The sequence below is a fragment of the Pseudomonadota bacterium genome, from assembly GCA_016719885.1.
Taxonomy (GTDB): domain Bacteria; phylum Pseudomonadota; class Gammaproteobacteria.
Genome location: JADJYF010000015.1, coordinates 40397 through 58945 on the forward strand (window position 1 = coordinate 40397; position 18549 = coordinate 58945).

At 65.3% G+C, this 18549-nt stretch carries 19 protein-coding genes; 6 read left to right on the forward strand and 13 right to left on the reverse strand.

The window, feature by feature from the left end:
- Positions 1–24: 24 nt before the first annotated feature.
- Together IPM80_16260 and IPM80_16265 are read left to right on the forward strand one after the other, a co-directional pair.
- Positions 25–843 carry a Stp1/IreP family PP2C-type Ser/Thr phosphatase gene (locus IPM80_16260; GenBank protein MBK8959924.1) on the forward strand — a complete coding sequence of 273 codons (819 nt, stop codon included), beginning with the start codon at positions 25–27 and terminating at the stop codon, positions 841–843.
- 13 nt (positions 844–856) lie between these two features.
- Entirely contained in the window at positions 857–1606 is a 750-nt protein-coding gene (locus tag IPM80_16265; GenBank protein ID MBK8959925.1) for an FHA domain-containing protein, read from the forward strand.
- 214 nt (positions 1607–1820) lie between these two features.
- On the opposite strand, the gene IPM80_16270 is transcribed toward IPM80_16265, so the two are convergent.
- The 11 genes from IPM80_16270 to metG all read right to left on the reverse strand — a co-directional run bounded on the left by IPM80_16270 (position 1821) and on the right by metG (position 13209).
- The gene (locus IPM80_16270) at positions 1821–4016 is read right to left on the reverse strand and encodes an adenylate/guanylate cyclase domain-containing protein (GenBank protein MBK8959926.1); all 2196 of its coding nucleotides are present in this window, start codon (positions 4014–4016) and stop codon (positions 1821–1823) included.
- A 123-nt stretch (positions 4017–4139) separates the two neighbouring features.
- Positions 4140–4760, reverse strand: a complete 621-nt coding sequence (locus IPM80_16275; protein ID MBK8959927.1) for a membrane integrity-associated transporter subunit PqiC — start codon at positions 4758–4760, stop codon at positions 4140–4142.
- Positions 4757–5767 carry an MCE family protein gene (locus IPM80_16280; protein ID MBK8959928.1) on the reverse strand — a complete coding sequence of 337 codons (1011 nt, stop codon included), beginning with the start codon at positions 5765–5767 and terminating at the stop codon, positions 4757–4759. Before IPM80_16280 ends, IPM80_16275 begins: the two co-directional genes overlap by 4 nt.
- A gap of 29 nt (positions 5768–5796) precedes the next feature.
- Entirely contained in the window at positions 5797–6582 is a 786-nt protein-coding gene (locus IPM80_16285; protein MBK8959929.1) for an ATP-binding cassette domain-containing protein, read from the reverse strand.
- Positions 6579–7394, reverse strand: a complete 816-nt coding sequence (locus tag IPM80_16290; GenBank protein MBK8959930.1) for an ABC transporter permease — start codon at positions 7392–7394, stop codon at positions 6579–6581. Before IPM80_16290 ends, IPM80_16285 begins: the two co-directional genes overlap by 4 nt.
- A complete protein-coding gene (locus tag IPM80_16295) occupies positions 7387–7719 on the reverse strand; it encodes an STAS domain-containing protein (GenBank protein MBK8959931.1) in 333 nt (110 codons plus the stop codon). Before IPM80_16295 ends, IPM80_16290 begins: the two co-directional genes overlap by 8 nt.
- Positions 7720–7760: 41 nt before the next feature.
- Complete coding sequence (locus IPM80_16300; protein MBK8959932.1) at positions 7761–9461, reverse strand: SpoIIE family protein phosphatase; 1701 nt, start codon at positions 9459–9461, stop codon at positions 7761–7763.
- Positions 9458–9883 (reverse strand): DUF1841 family protein, encoded by a 426-nt coding sequence (locus IPM80_16305; protein ID MBK8959933.1) that lies wholly within the window; start codon positions 9881–9883, stop codon positions 9458–9460. Before IPM80_16305 ends, IPM80_16300 begins: the two co-directional genes overlap by 4 nt.
- A gap of 38 nt (positions 9884–9921) precedes the next feature.
- Complete coding sequence (gene nth, locus IPM80_16310) at positions 9922–10566, reverse strand: endonuclease III (protein ID MBK8959934.1); 645 nt, start codon at positions 10564–10566, stop codon at positions 9922–9924.
- Entirely contained in the window at positions 10563–11156 is a 594-nt protein-coding gene (locus tag IPM80_16315; protein MBK8959935.1) for an RnfABCDGE type electron transport complex subunit B, read from the reverse strand. Before IPM80_16315 ends, nth begins: the two co-directional genes overlap by 4 nt.
- A 13-nt stretch (positions 11157–11169) precedes the next feature.
- Positions 11170–13209 carry a methionine--tRNA ligase gene (gene metG / locus IPM80_16320; protein MBK8959936.1) on the reverse strand — a complete coding sequence of 680 codons (2040 nt, stop codon included), beginning with the start codon at positions 13207–13209 and terminating at the stop codon, positions 11170–11172.
- 102 nt (positions 13210–13311) lie between these two features.
- On the opposite strand from metG, the gene apbC reads away from it, so the two are divergent.
- Together apbC and IPM80_16330 are read left to right on the forward strand one after the other, a co-directional pair.
- On the forward strand, positions 13312–14394 hold the full coding sequence (gene apbC / locus IPM80_16325; protein MBK8959937.1) for an iron-sulfur cluster carrier protein ApbC: 1083 nt from the start codon (positions 13312–13314) through the stop codon (positions 14392–14394).
- Between the two features lie 33 nt (positions 14395–14427).
- A complete protein-coding gene (locus IPM80_16330; GenBank protein ID MBK8959938.1) occupies positions 14428–14994 on the forward strand; it encodes a dCTP deaminase in 567 nt (188 codons plus the stop codon).
- 6 nt (positions 14995–15000) lie between these two features.
- Here IPM80_16330 and IPM80_16335 read toward each other — a convergent pair whose 3' ends face one another.
- Entirely contained in the window at positions 15001–15591 is a 591-nt protein-coding gene (locus IPM80_16335) for a PilZ domain-containing protein (protein ID MBK8959939.1), read from the reverse strand.
- 108 nt (positions 15592–15699) lie between these two features.
- Between IPM80_16335 and cobA the strand changes: the two genes are divergently transcribed.
- Entirely contained in the window at positions 15700–17103 is a 1404-nt protein-coding gene (gene cobA, locus IPM80_16340) for a uroporphyrinogen-III C-methyltransferase (protein MBK8959940.1), read from the forward strand.
- On the opposite strand, the gene msrB is transcribed toward cobA, so the two are convergent.
- The gene (gene msrB / locus IPM80_16345; GenBank protein ID MBK8959941.1) at positions 17093–17488 is read right to left on the reverse strand and encodes a peptide-methionine (R)-S-oxide reductase MsrB; all 396 of its coding nucleotides are present in this window, start codon (positions 17486–17488) and stop codon (positions 17093–17095) included. The two genes, cobA and msrB, sit on opposite strands and share 11 nt — an antisense overlap.
- 225 nt (positions 17489–17713) lie before the next feature.
- Between msrB and IPM80_16350 the strand changes: the two genes are divergently transcribed.
- The gene (locus IPM80_16350) at positions 17714–18394 is read left to right on the forward strand and encodes a response regulator transcription factor (GenBank protein ID MBK8959942.1); all 681 of its coding nucleotides are present in this window, start codon (positions 17714–17716) and stop codon (positions 18392–18394) included.
- Positions 18395–18549: the final 155 nt, after the last annotated feature.

Genomic DNA, 18549 nt, shown 5'->3' on the forward strand with positions numbered 1-18549 from the left:
GGACCAGTGACCGTGGGCAAGGGCATCATCGAAGTCGCGAACATTTCAGACACCGGTCTGAAGCGGCCGCACAACGAAGACAGCGCGGTGACCGACACGGCCCTGGGACTGGCGGTGGTGGCGGACGGCATGGGCGGCTACAAGGCCGGAGAAGTGGCCAGCGCCATCGCCGCTCAGCTGATCCTGAACGAGGTCCGGGCCGGGCTCGCCAACGGCAACGCCAACAGCAAGGTCGGCGACTCGGGCTTGAGCCGCGCCACATTGGTCATTCGCGACGCGGTGGCCAAGGCCAATGCCGAGGTGTTCCGCACCGCCCAAGAGGTACCCCAATGCCAGGGCATGGGCACGACCGTGGTGGTGGTGTTCTATCACGGTGACAAGGTCAGCATCGCGCACGTCGGCGATTCGCGGGTTTATCGCCTGCGCGGCAATGAATTCAAGCAGATTACGCGCGACCACTCGCTCATCCAGGAGCTGATCGACCGCGGATTCTTCACCCCCGAGGAGGCCGCCGAGAACACCCCCAAGAATCTCGTCACCCGGGCCTTGGGCATCGAGCAGTCGGTCGAGGTGGACGTGCAGGAGCAGGACCGCCAGGCGGGCGAGATCTACCTGCTCTGTTCGGACGGCCTCAATGATATGGTAGATGATGAAGAAATTCACTTAACCCTAAGTAAATATAGTGCTAATCTTGGCGAAGCGGCCACTGAACTGGTCCGACTGGCGAACGAAAATGGCGGCAAGGACAACGTATCCGTTGTGCTGGTACGACCGCAGAACCCGTCCAATGGGCAGGCGGGCATCATGGCTAGATTCAATAGCTTTCTGAAAAAGGGCAGCTGAATAGGACAGAACAATGGCGAAGTTGGTTCTGAGCATGAACGGGGCGGTGCAGGGGGAATTCCAGCTGGGGAAGGAACGGATATCCATCGGCCGCAAGCCCGACAACGATATCCAGATCGATAACCTGGCCGTCAGCGGAAAGCACGCACTCATCATCACGATTCTCGACGACTCCTTTCTCGAAGATCTCGGCAGTACGAACGGGACCTACGTGAATGGCAAGCTGGTCAAGAAGCACGCGTTGCGTAACGGCGACGTGATCGGTCTCGGCAAGCACGAGCTCAAGTACATCAATGAGCACGCCACCGCCGACGACGAAGAATTCGAGAAGACCATGATCATCCGGCCCGGCTCGGCAAGCGCCGCCGTCGAGGCCGCCAAGGCCGTCGAGAAGGCCGCCGCCAAGGCGCCGGCGCCGGCCATGGACCACACCGCCGGCGGTTCGCCGCGCGTGGCGCCCATCGCGCCGGTGCCCGGCGGCGGCATGCCGCTGGCCAAGTTGCATGTGCTGAACGGGCCGATTGCCGGCAAGGAACTGGAGCTGACCAAGGCGCTCATCACGCTCGGCAAGCCCGGCACCCAGGTGGCGGTGATTTCGCGCCGCCCGCAGGGCTATTTCCTGACCCACATCGAAGGCGACGGCAAGAACGACAACTTCCCGGTGGTGAACAACACCCCGATAGGCCCGCAGGCCTATGCCATCAAGAACGGTGACATCATCGAACTGGCCGGCATCAAGATGGAATTCAGCCTCGTCAAGTAACGCTCTTCCGCCCTCGCCGCGTCCGCGGCGGGGGCGTCATCCCCTCCCCGCTGGCTCGCTCCCGTAGGTGCGAATTCATTCGCACATTGGGACCGGCTTGACGCCCGGCAGCCTGCAATGGAGTGTCAGACTGAAGTCCGACCCACAAGGAGGCTCTTCTTCTGTGGGTCAGGCTTCAGCCTGACTGTTCACGACGGTGCGAGAAAATTCGCCGCTACTTGCTCTCGTGCTCGAACACACCGTCCCAGTCCGCCGGCGGCGGCGCGTTGCGGAAATGCGCGACTCGTTCGGCATAGACCTTGTACAGCGCCGGTGACTTCGAGCCGCGCTGCAGGTTGACGAAATTCAGCTCGGCGGTGTCCCACTGCTGAGCGCGGTACAGGCGCATGGTCTCGGCGAACAGGCGCAGTTCCTTTTTCCACTGCGGATCGAGCTGCTCGAGCAAGCCCAGGGGTTCGTAGATCGCGACCGGCTTGGCCTTGCCCTTGACTCGCACGCGGTCCAGTTCGCGGTAGGCATATTCCGGTACCGCGTCCTTGGTGGTCTCGCTGACGATGAGGCGCACGCCGTACTTCTTGGTCAGACCCTCGAGACGCGAGCCCAGGTTCACGGCGTCGCCGATGACGGTATAGGCCATGCGGAACGACGAGCCCATGTTGCCGACGTTCATGAGGCCGGTGTTCAAGCCCACGCCGATGTTGATCTCGGGCCAGCCGCGGCTCTTGAACTGGGCGTTGATGTCGTCGAGCTTGACGATCATTTCCAGCGCCGCCTCGAGCGCATGCCGTGCATGCTCGCCGTCGGCGAGCGGCGCGCCCCAGAACGCCATGATGGCATCGCCCATGTACTTGTCGATGGTGCCGCGACAGTGATGGATGACCTCGGTCATGGGCGTCAGGAACTGGTTCATGAGGTCGGCCAGGTCCGCGGGCGACAGTCCTTCGGAAATGGTGGTAAAGCCGCGCACGTCGGAAAACAGCACCGTCAGTTCGCGGCTCTCGGCCGCCAGCGAATACTGGGTCGGCGCCTTGGCCATCTCGTCCACCAGTTCCGGCGGCACGTACTGGCCGAACAGTCCGGTGATCTGGCGCTTGCCGCGGGTCTCGACGAAATAGCCGTAGGACATGTGCAGCAGGAACATGGTCAAGGCCATCATGATGCCCGACGCCAGCGGCAGCACGGTGTGGCCCATGGTCCACACCAGGTGGTTGAAGGCGATGTAGACCAGGATGCCGATGAAGGTGAACAGCGTGGTGTTGAGCGGGCTCAACAGAACGCCGCCCAGGATCATGCCGATGCCGACGGCGAGCAGCATGAGGACTTCCGCCCCCATGGTGTAAGCCGGGAATTCCAACATCTTGCCGTTCAGAATGCCGGCGATGAGATTGGCGTGGACCTCGACCCCGGGATACGCCTCTTCCATCGGCGTGGCGCGCAGGTCAAGCAGGCCCGGTGCGCTGGTGCCGACCAGCACGATCCTGTCTTTCAGCAGCGCCGGATCGGCCTTGCCGTTCAACACATCGGTGGCGGGTACGTAGTGAAAGCTGCCCTTGGGACCTCGGAACGGCACCAGGGTCTTGACGTTCTTGTCGACCGGCACGCCGGCGTTGCCGACCAGCAACCATTCGAGTCCCGGGTAGCCGCGCGCCTCGAACAAGGGTTTCTCGAAACGCGTGGTGATGGCATCGACGCCCAGTACCCGTCGCACCATCTCCAGCGACAGTGAGCCGTAATAGTGGTCGTCGTAGCGCACCAGCATCGGCACGCGCCGTACCACGCCGTCGCGATCGGGCTGTTGGGTAAAGTGCCCCGCGCCGAGGGCACTGGCCTGCAGGGCCTTGATGTTGCCGCCGTAGCCGGTCGCGGTCAGGAACTGCACGGCCTTGCCCTGGAAGTCGGACTTGTCGAACAAGGGCTCGGGCAGTGCGCCAATCTTCGCCACTTCCTCTTCATTGTCGAAGTTGAAGTAGTACCCGAGCACCACGTTGTACTTCTGGATGGTCTCGGCAAAGATGCCGTCGTAGTCGAGCTGCGGACGGATGACGTCGAGGCGATTGACGAAGTCCTGGTTGGCGTTGAGATCGTTCTTGGCCAGCCGCTCGAGAGTTTTCAGGCCCGAGCTTTCGTCGGGCTCGGCGAACACGATATCGAAGCCGACCAGCTTGACCTTGTACTGCTGAAACAGGCGGTCCAGCAGATGAGCAAGCTTGTCGCGCGACCACGGCCAGCGCCCTTCGGCGCTGAGACTGGCCTCGTCGATGTCGACGATCACCACACTGTCGTCCACCGTGCGCGGCATGGTGAATTCGAGGTGGCTGTCGTAGGCCAGGTTCTCCATCTGTTCGATGAATTCGAAACGCCAGGTATCGGTGGCGTGAACCAGGAACAGCACCAGCACCGCGGCGCTCATCGCGACGCGGGCCCAGTTGTCTTTGAGTTTACCGAGTATCGCCCCCAATCCCCGCGCTCCTCAAGTTCGGGCCCGCGCCCGTCAGCCCGCAGCCGTGATGGCTGCGCGACCGTTGCTCTTCGCTCACCGGACCGTGGCTCGCGCGCCGGTCGGGTGCCCCCAATTCGTGTTCAGATCGCTGACAAAGCTTGCCAGCGCGTCCTCGGCCGCGGCCGCCAGCGCCGCGGCGCGCGCGCTCGTGCGATCATCGCCGAGCGCCACGCTGCGTTTCACGCTGCGCGTGAACTCCGGCACATCTGTATCGACGGGAGACAGCTCGAACTCGAGGCTGACCTCGGCCGTTGCGCCCTTGGCCGTACCCTTGACGTCCAGGCGGTCGATGCGGCCACGCAGGGTGTAGCGCGCCTCCGCGCTCGGCGTAGTGACGACGCGCCGTGTCCCCCGCACGCGCGCCGCCAGGGCCTGTTGCAGCATCAGTCGCGGACTGTCGGCCCAATAGTGGTAAGTGTACTGTTCGAGCGTCGTGCCATCATCATGCGCATACACCAGCGCACGCTCGCCGTGCAGGCCGTCGGCAGCGAAGGGCGGAATGTAGATGATGGGCCCGGAGTCGACCGGCGCCATCGAGTCGCCCGCCTCGAACACCGGCAGACGGTAGAAGCTGTCCTTGGGCGGTGCGCCACCGCAGCCCGCCAGGACCGACAGGCCGAGCGCCAGCGCGGCGATGCGCGGTGTACGCCTCACTGCTGCCCCGGCTCGCTGGTTTCGGCGTTGCGCAACAGGCGCCCGGGATTGCCACGGATGGTGCGCGCGAATTCGTTCATGTTGCGGCTGCCGCCTTCGAGATTGACCAGGATCTGCGCCAGGTGCTCGTTGACGGTCTTCAGGGCCCGCTGCAGCTCGCGCATCGATACCTGGGCCGAGCTCACGCTGGCGTCGACGCCGCCGCGGTTGTCGGCCACCAGCTGGTCCAATGCCACCAGCAGCTTGTCCGCCTGGGCACGGCTGGTCTCGACGCGCGTGACCAGTTCGTTGAGATTGACCGCCACGCCGTCGACGTGGGTCAGGATGTCCTTGACATGGGCCTGGTTGGCCGCGCCGAACATCGACGTGAGGCCGCGCGCGCTTTCATCCAGTTGCTTGATGATGGAGATGGTGCCGCCCAGTACCTCCTTGTCGAGGCGTTCGTGCAGCATGGTCACCAGCGGCGTCAGATCGTCATGGCGAAACTTCAGGATCTCGTCGGTCACCGTGCTGATGCGCGTGTCGAGATTTTTCAGCACCGGCATCAGGCCTTCCTGGGACAGCACGCGAAAATCGCTCGCCGCCTGGTTCAGCACCGAGAACAGGTCGGTCTGCGCACGGCCATCGATGACATCACCGGGCCGCAGCGCGGTGGCGGCCTGGCCTTGGTGGATATCTATGGTGACCGCGGAGATGAGGCCGGTGGCGGCGACGGTGGCAACGCTGTCGCTCGGGATCTTCCAGCCCGACCGCACGCTGAGATCGAGCCGGTAGCGCATGCCGGCGGCCTGCGGCTCGGGGCTGATGGCTTCGACCTGGCCGATACGATAGCCCTCGAAAAACACGCCGGTGCCGAAATTGAGCCCGGCCACGTTGTCGTAGATCACGTAGTAGGTGTCGGTCGGGCCGCTGCGTCCGGTGACCGCGAACAGCAGCACGACCAGCGCCACGCCCATCGCGAGCACGAAGCTGCCGACCATCAGGTAATTGATGTTGTCCCGCTTCATGCTGTCCTGCGTCGACGCCTCCGCGACATTCAGTCCCCCGTCAAACGGCGCAGATAGGCATCGGCATCGATTACTTCCTGGCGTGGCCGACGGTTGAGAAGATCCTGGACCCGTTCGTTGGAGGAATTCCGGACTTCCGCCACCGTGCCTGTCAGCAGGATTTTGCCACGATCGAGCACCGTGATGCGATCGGCGATCTTGAAGGCGCTCTCGAGCTCGTGGGTCACCACCACTATCGACATGCGCATGCTGTCGCGCAGCTTCAAGATGAGCTCGTCGAGTTCGGCCGACACCACCGGGTCGAGCCCGGCCGAGGGCTCGTCGAAGAACAGCAGCCTGGGATCCATGACGATGGCACGCGCCAGCGCCGCACGCTTGATCATGCCGCCCGACAACTGCGACGGCAGCAGATGCCCGAGCCCGCCGAGGCTCACCACTTCGAGCTTCATGCGCGCCATGATGGCCATGGTCTGCTCGTCGAGCGCGGTGTGTTCGCGCAACGGCAGCATGACGTTTTCGAGCACGCTCATGGAACCGAACAGCGCGCCGCCCTGGAACGACACACCCATGTTCCTGCGCAGGGCATGCATCTCGGCGGCGGTGGCGGTGGTGATGTCCTGCCCCAGCAGCTTGATCGAGCCGCTGGTCGGCTGGTTCAGCCCCAGCAGGTGTCGCAGCAAGGTGCTCTTGCCCGAGCCGCTGCCGCCCATGATGACCATGATCTCGCCGCTATCGACCGTCAGATCGACCTGATCGAGTATGAGCCGCGCCCCGTAATGGGTGACCAGCTCGCGAACCTCGATGGCGGCGCTCATCCGCGATTCAAGAAATAGGTGAAGAGCATGTCGGCGAGCACGATGTAGGAGATCGACAGCACCACCGCGCGAGTGGTGGCGCGACCCAGCCCCTCGGCGCCGCCCACCACGGAAAAGCCGTTGCTGACCCCGACCAACGCCACCACCAGCGCGAATACGCCGCTTTTGGCCAGCCCCTGCATGATGTCGTCGACCGCGAGGAAGTCGACGGACTGGTCCCAGAACGCGCGGTAGCTCAAGCCGAGTTCGAGATTGCAGAACAGCGCACCGCCGAACAGTGCGGCGAAATCGGCGAACAAGGCCATCAGCGGCATCATGATCAGCATCGCGACCATCACCGGCGCCACCAGGTAGCGCACCGGGTTGATGCCCATCACGCGCAGCGCATCGATCTCCTGGTTGATGTTCATGGTGCCGATGCGCGCCGCCAGCGACGAACCGGAACGACCGGCCACCACGATGCCGGTCATGAGCGGACCGAACTCGCGCGTCACCGACAGCGCAATGCCGAGCACCACCTGGGTCTGGGCGCCGAACTGCTTCAAGGTATGGATGCCCTGTATGGCCAGCATCACGCCGATGGCGAACGACAGCATGAAAATGATTGGCAGGCCGGCCAGGCCCACTTCGACCATCTGCTGAACGGTGGCGGAGATACGCACCGGCTGGCGGCGCAAAGTGCCCCACGCCAGCCAGTAGATACACTCGACGCACAGCGCGAGGTAGTAACCGAACTCCTCGATCAAATCGAGCGAGGCGCGGCCGACGGTCTCGAGCGCGGCGACGAGCGGGCGCCGCGCGCCCTCAGCCATCCGCCTCGAGGCGCGCGGCAAGCGTTGCGTGGATGGGAAAGACCTTGTCGAGGCGCGCCAGCTCGAGCACGCTCATGGCCGCCTCGCTGACGCCGACGAGACCGAAGCGCAATGATTTTCTGCGCGCGGTCTGGAAGCCTTCGACCAGGCTCGCGACGCCCGAACTGTCGATATAGGACACCGCGCTCAAGTCCACCAGCGTGTGCTGGCCGCGGCTCAGGCTCGCGAGTATGGTCTTGCGCGCTTCGGGCGAACAGGACAGGTCGACGTCGCCCGTCAGGCACACGATGGCGTAGCCGCTTTCCTGTTGCACTCGATACGACATGACTCAAGAAGTCCCGGGGCAGGCATTGGCAGTACACATGGTCAGCGTTCCGTCGCGGGCTTGTCCAGGCGCTTGCTCATGCGCAGCACGTTGCCGGGACGGGTCGCGAGATGCGTATAGCTCGAGCGGTCCATGATGGTGTTGATGAAATGCGTGCCCAGGCCACCCGGGCGCAGGTCTTCCAACGCTCGCCCATGGATGGCGCCGAGCTCGACAGGCGCGGCGAAGTCGGTCAGCACGATCTCGATTTCATTTTCATTATTATGGATCTCCAGCACGATTTCACCCGAGGCTTGCGGGCCGTAGGCGTGCTCGATGATGTTCATGCACGCTTCGTTGATGGCCAGCACCAGGTCGGTCGTGAGCTTGTCCGGCCAACCGCTGGCCACACCCAGTTCGCGCACGCGTTCGCGCATTGGCTTGAGCTCGGCGGCATCGGCGGCGAAACGCCAGTTGAGGGTGGGCGCCGCGCTGCTCCGCTCGCCGGGCACTTCGACCAGCATCAGCGTGACGTCGTCGTGCGAGCGATAGCCGGCCGCGCGCCACGCCGCCACCACGGCGTCGAGGCGCAGCGCGGCGGACAGGCCACCGGCCTCGTCGAACAGGGCGGTCAGTCCATCGCTGCCGAGCGCGGCGCCGCCGGGAAGCACGCTTTCGCTGATGCCGTCGCTGTACATGTACAGCACGCCGCCATCGAGCGTGAACTCATCCGCCGGGAAATCGATATCCGCCAGCACCCCGAGCGGTGGCGCGGCGGCGGGCAGGCTGGCCACCTCGCCGTCCTTGCGTCGTAACAGGGCCGGATGGTGGCCGGCGTTGGCAAGTTCCACGCGGCCGGTGCCAGGCTCGAGAAAGCCGGCCACCACGGTCACGAACATGCCGAGCGTGCTACGTTCGCAGATCTCGTTGTTGACCTCGTGCAGCAAGGCGCCGGCGCCGGGCGCGCTCTTGGCCAGGCAACGCAGCAGGCTGGTGGTCTTGGCCATCAGCAGCGCGGCGTTCATGCCCTTGCCCGACACGTCGGCGAGGGCGAAGTACACGCGCCCATCGGCCAGCGTCATGAAATCGTAGAAGTCGCCGGAGACTTCACGCGCCGGAATGTTCAGGCCATGCACCGCGAAATCAGCGCCTTCGCGCGGCGGCAACAGGCTTTCCTGGATGTGCCGCGCCAGCTCGAGCTCCTTGCGCACGCGCTCCTGCTCGATGAGCGCGGCGGCCATGCGCGCATTGTGTATGGCAAGTGCCGCGGCGGCCGCCACCACGCTTGCCAGTTCGAGATCCTTGCGCTCGAACAGTCCGTCGCCGCCGCGCTTGTTGAGCAGTTCGAGCGCGCCCAGGCAGCGACCGCGTACCGCCAAGGGCACGCACAGGATGGAGCGCGTGGCGAAGCCGGTGTCGGCATCGACCTTGGACGCGAAACTCGCGTCGTCCGCCACGTCGCGCACGATGCGCGGCTCGATGCGGGCGACGGTCTGGCCGACGATGCCCTGCCCCGCCGCGAGGCGCAGGCCGCGGATGTCCACCGGCCCAGCGCATTCGCGACACACCAGGCTCGCATCGTCGTCTTCGAGCAGGAATATCGACGCGGCCTCGGCATCGAGGTGCACCATGAAGCGATCGATGGCGTTCTTGAGGGTCTCGTCGATGTCGAGCGAGCTGGCGAAGTCCTGGGTGAGATCGGCGAGAAAGCCGGCCGCGAGATCCGGCGCGGCATGCGCGCGGGGCGGCGCCGGCTCGCTCATCGGCGCAGCGCGCGCAGGCGCGCGAGATAATCCTGCTCGTCGGGCATGGCGCCGCGCTGGCTGGCGGCCCACAGCACCGCGCCGAGCTGTTCCATGATGCGGTGTTCGAGACCGTGCACATCGTGCCCGGCTTCGCTGACGAGCTGTCTGTAGAGCGCCGTGATGCCGGCGGGGCGGTCGGTCTGCAGTTGTTCAATCAAGGCCACGTGCAGGCCCATGTGCAGGAACGGGTTGGCCTGGCCGCCGCCGAAGTCTCGCTCCACGGCACGCTCGCCCTGCCCCAGCACGACGTGGTACTCGGGATGCGCGCGTATGACCTCGGCAATCAAGGCCTCGAGTGGTGACAAGGCCTCGCCGCGCGCCATCTTCTCCCACACCTGGAAAAAGAATTGCCGGGACTGGTCTCGGGATTCAACGAACATGGTGGCACTCTACCAGCGCGCCAGCGGGCTGCGCCATTTCAAGCATCGAGATATTTGCGCTTGTCTCGCCATTCGCACAGATCGGCCACCACGCATTGCGCGCACAGGGGTTTGCGCGCCGTGCACACGTAGCGCCCATGCAGGATCAGCCAGTGATGGGCATGCAGCAGGAACTCGGCGGGCACCGCGCGCAGCAGCGCCTGCTCGACCGCCAGCGGCGTCTTGCCGGGCGCGAGCCGGGTGCGATTGCCGACCCGGAATATGTGCGTATCGACGGCGATGGTCGGCTCACCGAAAGCAACGTTCAACACCACGTTGGCGGTCTTGCGGCCGACGCCCGGCAAGGCCTCCAGCGCTTCGCGCACCCGTGGCACCTCACCGGCGTATTCATCGAGCAGGATGCGGCTGGTCTTGATGACGTTCTCGGCCTTGGTGTTGAACAGGCCGATGTTGCGGATATGGCCTTTCACGCCGGCCACGCCCAGCGCCAGCATCGCCTTGGCATCGGGCGCCACCTTGAACAAGGTGGCGGTGGCCTTGTTGACGCTGACGTCGGTGGCCTGCGCCGACAGCATGACCGCGATCAACAGTTGAAACGGCGTGTGGTATTCGAGTTCGGTGCGCGGCGCCGGATCGCGCGCCGCCAGGCGTCGGAAGAATTCCGCCTTGGCGGCCTTGTTCATGCGCCACCGCGCTTGCGCGCCACGGCGGCCTGCACCGCCGCGCGCAGGTCTTCCGTTCGCGATTCGACTTCGACCAGGGCGGGCGCGCGGCGCAGGGCATGACGCCCATCGAGGCGCGCCACGCGGCGCTCGTGACGCGCACGGTTGTCGGCGGCGCCGGGCGCTACGTCACTACGCACCGGCAGCACTATGCAGTCCGTCGGACAGACTGGCACGCACAGCGCACAGCCTGTGCACCAGGCCGCATAGACCGTGTGCATGCGGCCGGCAGCGCCGATGATGGCGTCGACCGGGCAGGCGTCGAGGCACTGTCGGCAACCGATGCAGTCCATCTCGCGGATCTCGGCGACGCGTTGCGGCTCGGCCTCCAGGGCGGCATGTTCATCATCGCGCTTCAGCAAAGCGGCGAGGCGTTGTCGCGTGGTCTCGCCGCCGGGCGGACACAGCGCCGGCGACACTCCATCGGTCACCAGCGCTTCGGCATAGGGGCGACAGCCCTCGTATCCGCAACGACGACACTGGCTCTGCGGTAGCAGCGCATCGAGGGCGGCGACCAGATCCGACGCCTCCTTGCTCGCGTCGCCGCGCATGACAGGGACGCGCCTACTTGACCCGTTGCCCGGCCTCGGCGCCGCTGTCGACGCCCAGCAGGAACAGGTCCGAGCCACCGGGACCGGCGGCCAGCACCATGCCCTCCGAGATCCCGAAACGCATCTTGCGCGGCGCGAGGTTGGCGACCATCACCACGTGGCGCCCGACCAGGGTTTCCGGTGCATAAGCAGCCTTGATGCCGGCGAACACGTTACGCTGCTCGGTGCCGATGTCGAGCGTGAGCTGCACGAGCTTGTCGGCGCCTTCGACGGCCTTGGCCTCGACCACCCGCGCGATGCGCAAATCGACCTTGGCGAAGTCTTCGATGCTGATGGTGCCGACTTCGCTTGCGGCCTCGCTCTTGGCCGGCGCTTCGCTCTTGGCCGGTGCGCTGGCCTTGGACGGCTGTGCTTCTTTGCTTGCTTCCACCATGAGATTGATCTTCTCCCGTTCAACACGCTGCATGAGCGGTTCGAATTTGTTGATGCTGGCGCCGAGTGGCACGCTGTTGACGTCGGCCCAGGTCAGCGTCGCGCCGCCGAGGAAGGCTTCGGCGCGCGCCGCGGTGGCGGGCAGCACCGGTTTCAGATAGATGAGCAGGATGCGGAACAGGAAGATGCCCATGCTGCATACCGCCTGCAGTTCGGCATCGCGCGCGCTGTCCTTGGCGATGACCCACGGCGCGCGCCGGTCGATGTACTGGTTGGCGCGGTCGGCGAGCGCCATGATGTCACGCATCGCACGGCTGAATTCGCGCGCCTCATAGCAGCCGGCAATGCCGTCCGCCGCGGCCGTGAGTTCGGCCACGAGTTCGGCGTCGTCCAGACTAGCGGCCAGGCGGCCGTCGAAACGCTTGGTGATGAAGCCCGCGCAGCGGCTCGCGATGTTGACTATCTTGCCGACCAGGTCGGCGTTGACGCGCGCCTCGAAGTCCTCGAGGTTGAGGTCGATGTCCTCGATGGCCGAGCCGAGCTTGGCCGCGAAGTAGTAGCGCAGGTATTCCGGGTTGAGATGGTCGAGATAGGTGCGCGCGGTGATGAAGGTGCCGCGCGACTTCGACATCTTCAAACCATCGACCGTCAGGAATCCGTGCACGAACACATTGCTGGGCAGGCGAAAGCCGGCGCCCTTCAGCATCGCCGGCCAGAACAATGTATGGAAATACATGATGTCCTTGCCGATGAAGTGATAGAGCTCGGTGGGGCTGTCCGCGCCGACGAAATGCTCGAAGTCGACGCCGCTGCGCGCGCAGAAATTCTTGAAGCTCGCGAAGTAGCCGATGGGCGCATCCAGCCACACGTAGAAATACTTGCCCGGATGATCCGGGATCTCGAAGCCGAAATAGGGCGCGTCGCGCGAGATGTCCCAATCCTGCAGCCCCGCCTCGAACCACTCGTTGAGCTTGTTGACGATGCCGCTCTGCAGGTCGTTGTCGGTGAGCCAGCCGCGCAGCACGTCCTCGAACGCGCCGAGACGGAAGAACAGGTGCTCCGACTCCTTCAGTTCGGGCGTGACGCCGGACAGCGCCGACACCGCGTCGATGAGATCGGTCGGTGCGTAGGTCGCGCCGCATACTTCGCACGAATCGCCGTACTGGTCGGCCGATTTGCACTTCGGGCAGGTGCCGCGAATGAAGCGGTCCGGCAGGAACATCTGCTTGACCGGGTCGAAGGCCTGGCGGATGGCGCGCTTGGCGATGTAGCCACCGTCGCGCAGTCGCGTGTAGATGGTCTCGGCGATAGCGCGGTTTTCCGGCGAGTGGGTCGAGTAGTAGTTGTCGAAGGCGATGCCGAAATCGGCGAAGTCGCGCTGGTGCGCCGCGCCGATGCGGGCAATCAATTGTTCAGGGCTGATGCCCTCCTGCTCGGCGCGCAGCATGATGGGCGTGCCGTGGGCATCGTCGGCGCACACGTAATGACATTCATGGCCGCGCAGTTTCTGAAAGCGCACCCAGATGTCGGTCTGGATGTATTCGACCAGGTGCCCGATGTGGATGGGTCCATTGGCATAAGGCAGGGCACTGGTGACCAGGATCTGGCGTGTGGCGGTCATAGCCTCTCGGTTCGCAGGGAAATGAGCCGGGAATTATAGGGTTCGACGACGGGCACGGCCATTGCTGGTATAGAATGCGGCCCTCTCGCGAAAGTCACCGCCATGAATCACACAGAAGAAACCATACGCGCCGCCCTCGGCACCGACATCGACCCTTATCTCGGCCAGGACCTGGTGAAAGCCGGCGCCGTGGTCGCCATCGACACCGCCGTCTCGCCGCCGCGGGTCAAGCTGGAACTCGGCTTCCCGGTCGCGCGCTACGCGGCCGAACTGGAGCAGCGCCTGCGCGGTGTGCTGGACAAGGCCGGCCTCGCGGCGGATTTCGACATCAGCGCGAAAATCGTCGCGCGCGAAGTGCAGAAAGGCACCAAGCCGCTGCCCCAGGTCCGCAACATCATTGCCATCGCCTCGGGCAAGGGCGGCGTCGGCAAGTCCACCACCGCCGCCAACCTGGCGCTGGCCCTGCAGCAGGAAGGCGGCAAGGTCGGCGTGCTCGACGCCGACATCTACGGCCCCAGCCAGACGCGCATGCTGGCCAGCGGCGGGCGTCCCGAGAGCCGCGACGGCAAGTCCATGGAGCCGCGCGTCAGCTACGGCCTGCAGACGATTTCCATCGGCAACCTCATCGAAGAAGACACGCCCATGATCTGGCGCGGTCCGATGGTGACCGGCGCGCTGGAACAACTGCTTTCCGACACCAATTGGCACGACCTCGATTACCTGGTCATCGACCTGCCGCCCGGCACGGGCGACATCCAGCTGACCCTGTGCCAGAAGATCCCGGTATCGGGCGCCGTGATCGTGACCACCCCGCAGGACATCGCCCTGCTCGACGCGCGCAAGGCGCTCAAGATGTTCGAAAAGGTCAACGTGCCGGTGCTCGGCATCGTCGAGAACATGAGCGTGCACATCTGCAGCAACTGCGGCCACGCCGAGCACATCTTCGGTACCGGCGGCGGCCAATCGATGGCGACACAGTACGGGGTAGACCTGATCGGGTCCCTGCCGCTCGACATCGCCATCCGTGAAGGCGTGGACAATGGCCGCCCGACGGTCGCCATCGCGCCGGACTCGCAGGTCGCCGGCATGTATCGCGAAATAGCGCGGCGCGTGGCCGCCAAGCTGGCGCTACGGGCGCGCGACTTCTCGGCGAAATTCCCCAAGATCGTCATTCAAAACACTTAGAACAGCGCGAAGCGCGAGCGGAGACCAACGGCTATGCCGGTCAAATCGGATGCCTGGATCAGGCGCATGGCGGCTTCTCATGGATTGATTGAGCCGTTCGAGCCCAACCAGGTCAGGGAAGTCGCAGGGCACAAGGTGATTTCCTTCGGCACTTCGAGCTATGGCTACGATCTGCGCTGCGCGCCCGAGTTCAAGATCTTCACCAACATCAACGCCACCATCGTCGATCCGAAGAATTTCGATTCGGCGAGCTTCGTCGATGTGCACAGCGACGTGTGCGTGATCCCGCCCAACTCTTTCGCCCTGGCGCGCACCGTCGAGTATTTCCGCATACCGCGCGACATCCTCACCATCTGCCTCGGCAAGTCGACTTACGCGCGCTGCGGCATCATCGTCAACGTCACGCCGCTGGAACCGGAATGGGAAGGGCATGTGACGCTGGAGTTCTCCAACACCACGCCGCTGCCCGCCAAGATCTACGCCAACGAAGGCGTGGCGCAGGTCATCTTCCTGCAGTCGGATGAACCCTGCGAAGTGTCCTACCGCGATCGCGGCGGCAAGTACCAGGGTCAGCTGGGCGTGACGCTGCCGCGCGCCTGAGCGCTGCTAGCGGCCCTTGTGGCCGTCACGCTCGTCGCGCAGGCGTTGCGCCTGTTTGCGCAGCACATGGCTGGTCAGGGCGTCGCGGTCCGCTTCGCGCAGGGACTCGAACTCGATACCAATCTCGTATTGCTCGCCGCGCCGGCGAACGTCGGTCACGCGCCCGATGGCGCGCAGGGCGTGATTGGCCGGCAACAGCACGAGGTCGATGAGCAGTCGAGTGCCGGCCGCCATCGCCTCGGCGGCGCGCAAGGCCAGACCGCCACCGCTCAGGTTCACCGCGCGCGGCTGATGCTCGTCGCCGGCCTCGCCGACGCCCGCCCCCGGTGCGAGGGTCGTGGCGGCGGCCAGCAAGCCCAGTTTGCGATTGAGGATGTCGATGGCCTCGGCCAGCGCGCGACTTTCGCGCCGCAGCGCCGGCATCATCTCGGCGAGGCGCGCGTCCAGGGGTTCGAGGGCGGTGCGCAGGTTGTCCGCCTCGAGCTGATGCGCGGCAAGTTCGGCGCGCGCGCCGTCGAGTTCCGGCTCGGCGAGGCCGCGGTATTTGATCAAGGCGCTGTCGTCGATGCGAAAGTAACGGCGTCGCTCTGTACTCATGGAACACTCTCGTGGATTGCTGCCCGGGGCCTGCGCTCGCGAACGGGGTCGGCACCGCGCTGTTATACTGCCACGACCTGACGTTCGGCTGGCCCGCTTCGAATCGCGATGGATTTCCTGCCCGTTTTTCTGACCCTGCGCGAGCGTCGCTGCGTGGTGGTGGGCGGCGGCCATATCGCCGAACGTAAACTCGCCCTGCTGCTGCGTGCCGGCGCCCGGGTCGAGGTGGTGGCGCCGACCTTGAGCGATGAGCTGTTGCGCCTCGCCGCGGCCGGACACATCACCACCCGCCAGCGGGCCTTCGTGGATGCCGACGTCGACGGCGCGGCGCTGGTGATTGCCGCGACCGATGCGCCCGGCGTCAACGAGCAGGTGGCGGCCGCGGCGCGCCGTCTGAACGTGCCGGTCAACGTGGTCGATCAGCCCGAGGTCGGCAACGTGGTGATGCCTTCCATCGTCGACCGCTCGCCGGTGGTGATTGCCATCGGCACCGGCGGCAATGCACCGGTGCTGGCGCGCATGCTGCGCGCCAAGCTCGAATCGCTGATTCCGCAAGCCTACGGCGAACTCGCGAGCCTGCTCGGCAGCCTGCGCGAACGGGTGCGCAGCGCCGTGCCCGACGGCGTGGCGCGCCGGCGCTTCTGGGAGCGCACGCTCGATGGCCCCGCCGCCGAAATGATCTTCGCCGGACGGCGCGCCGAGGCGCTGGCCAGCATCGAGCGCGGACTGGCCGCGGTCGATACCGAGCGCCCGCCCGAGGGCGAGGTGTACCTCATCGGCACCGGTCCCGGCGACCCCGACCTGCTGACGTTTCGCGCCCTGCGCCTCATGCAGAACGCCGACGTGGTGGTCTACGACCGCCTGATCGGCGACACCATTGTCGACCTGTGCCGACGCGACGCCGAGCGCATCTATGTCGGCAAGTCGCGCGATCGGCACGCGATGCCGCAAGCGGAAATCAACCAGCTGCTGGTGCGCCTGGCCAAGGCCGGCAAGCGTGCCGCGCGCCTCAAGGGCGGCGACCCGTTCGTGTTCGGGCGCGGCGGCGAGGAGATCGAGGACTTGGCCGCCGCCGGCGTGGCCTTCCAGGTGGTGCCCGGCATCACCGCGGCCTTGGGCTGCGCGGCCTACGCCGGCATTCCCCTCACCCACCGCGATCTCGCCCACAGCTGCGCGTTCGTCACCGGCCATCACCGCGCCGACGGCGGCGAGCCCGACTGGGCGGGCCTGGTGCGGCCGCACCAGACGCTGGTGTTCTACATGGGGGCGTCGAACCTCGACGCCATCTGCGCGAGTCTCGTCGCCGCCGGCATGGACAGCGCCATGCCGGCGGCGGTGGTGGAGCGCGGCACGACCCTCGCCCAGCGCGTCGTCACCGGCACGCTCGACAGCTTGCCGGCGCTGGTGCGGGCGGCCGGCTGTCAGTCGCCGCTGCTGATCATCGTCGGCGCGGTGGTCGGCCTGCGCGACCGCCTCAAATGGTTCGAACAGGCCATCACGCTCAGGCTTTAGGGTCGAACTTCAGCGACACCGAATTGATGCAATAGCGCTTGTAGGTGGGGCGCGGACCGTCATCGAAGACGTGCCCCAAATGCGCATCGCAGGCCGCGCATGTCACTTCGGTACGCACCATGCCGTGGCTGTGGTCGGAGTGCAGATGCAGGCGGCCCTCGTCGACACCCTGCCAGAAACTCGGCCAGCCCGAGCCCGAATCGTACTTGTGCTCGGAACTGAACAGTTCGGCGTCACAGCACACGCAGCGATAGATGCCGTCATCCTTGAGCTTGTAATAACGACCGCTGAAAGGCGGCTCGGTGGCCTGCTGGCGACACACGGCGAACTCGTCGGCGGACAGCGTTTCGCGCCACTGCTGCTCGGTCTTGGTGATCTTGCTCATGATGATTCATGCCTCGTGACGGTTGGCAGGGTCGAAGGTGACGGGCGGTTCGACGCATGCGCGAGGCACGGCCCGACCGTTCCCGGCCCCAGACGGAGGCGCTATGATAAGACCGTTCTTGACCCTAAAAAAATAAAGATTCCTGCGCGCCGGCCGCCAAGGAGTCTGCGCCGCCCAGACCGCCGCACAGAACCGACAGCCAGGAGAAGTCATGTGAGGGTCGCACTGCTGGAAGATGATCAGGACCAAGCCGCCTTGTTCGCCGAATGGCTGAAGGCCGCGGGTCACACCTGCGAACACTTCGATACCGGTAAGGCTTTCGTGCGCAACATCAAGCACGACAGCTACGACGCGCTGATCCTCGACTGGATGGTGCCGGACATGGACGGTTTCGAAGTGCTGCGCTGGGTGCGCGAGAATTTCGACTGGCCGATCCCGGTGGTATTCGTCACCGCCAAGGACGAGGAAGACGACATCGTGCGTGCCCTCGAGGAAGGCGCGGACGACTACGTGGTCAAACCCGCCAAGCAGCGTGAACTGGTGGCGCGCATCACCGCCGTGGTGCGTCGCGCCGCCAGCGTCGACGACGCGCAGACCACCATCGAATACGACCCCTTCCTGATCGATCTTGGCAATCACCAGATCCAGCGCGGCGGCGAGCGCATCGAAGTCACGCAGAAGGAATACGAGTTGATCGTGTTCCTGTTCCGCAACATCGGCCGTGTGCTGTCACGCGCCCACATCCTGGAAAGCGTGTGGGGCCGCAATCCCGACATCAACACCCGCACCGTCGATACGCACGTCAGCCGCATCCGTTCCAAGCTCGCGCTGGCGCCGGATACCGGTTGGAAGCTGTCCTCGATCTACCAGCACGGTTACCGGCTGGAGAAAACCGCCGTCAACTGACGCCCCCTCCCCGTGCCTCGTGCACGGCTCGCACGAACACCGGGCAAAAAAAAGCTCGGTGTGCGCCCTGGGGTTTGGGGGGAGGGAGGTCGGGCGACCACCGAGCACGTCAAGCGGGGACTGGTTGAGGGTCTACCCGAGACTTGTTTTGGAGT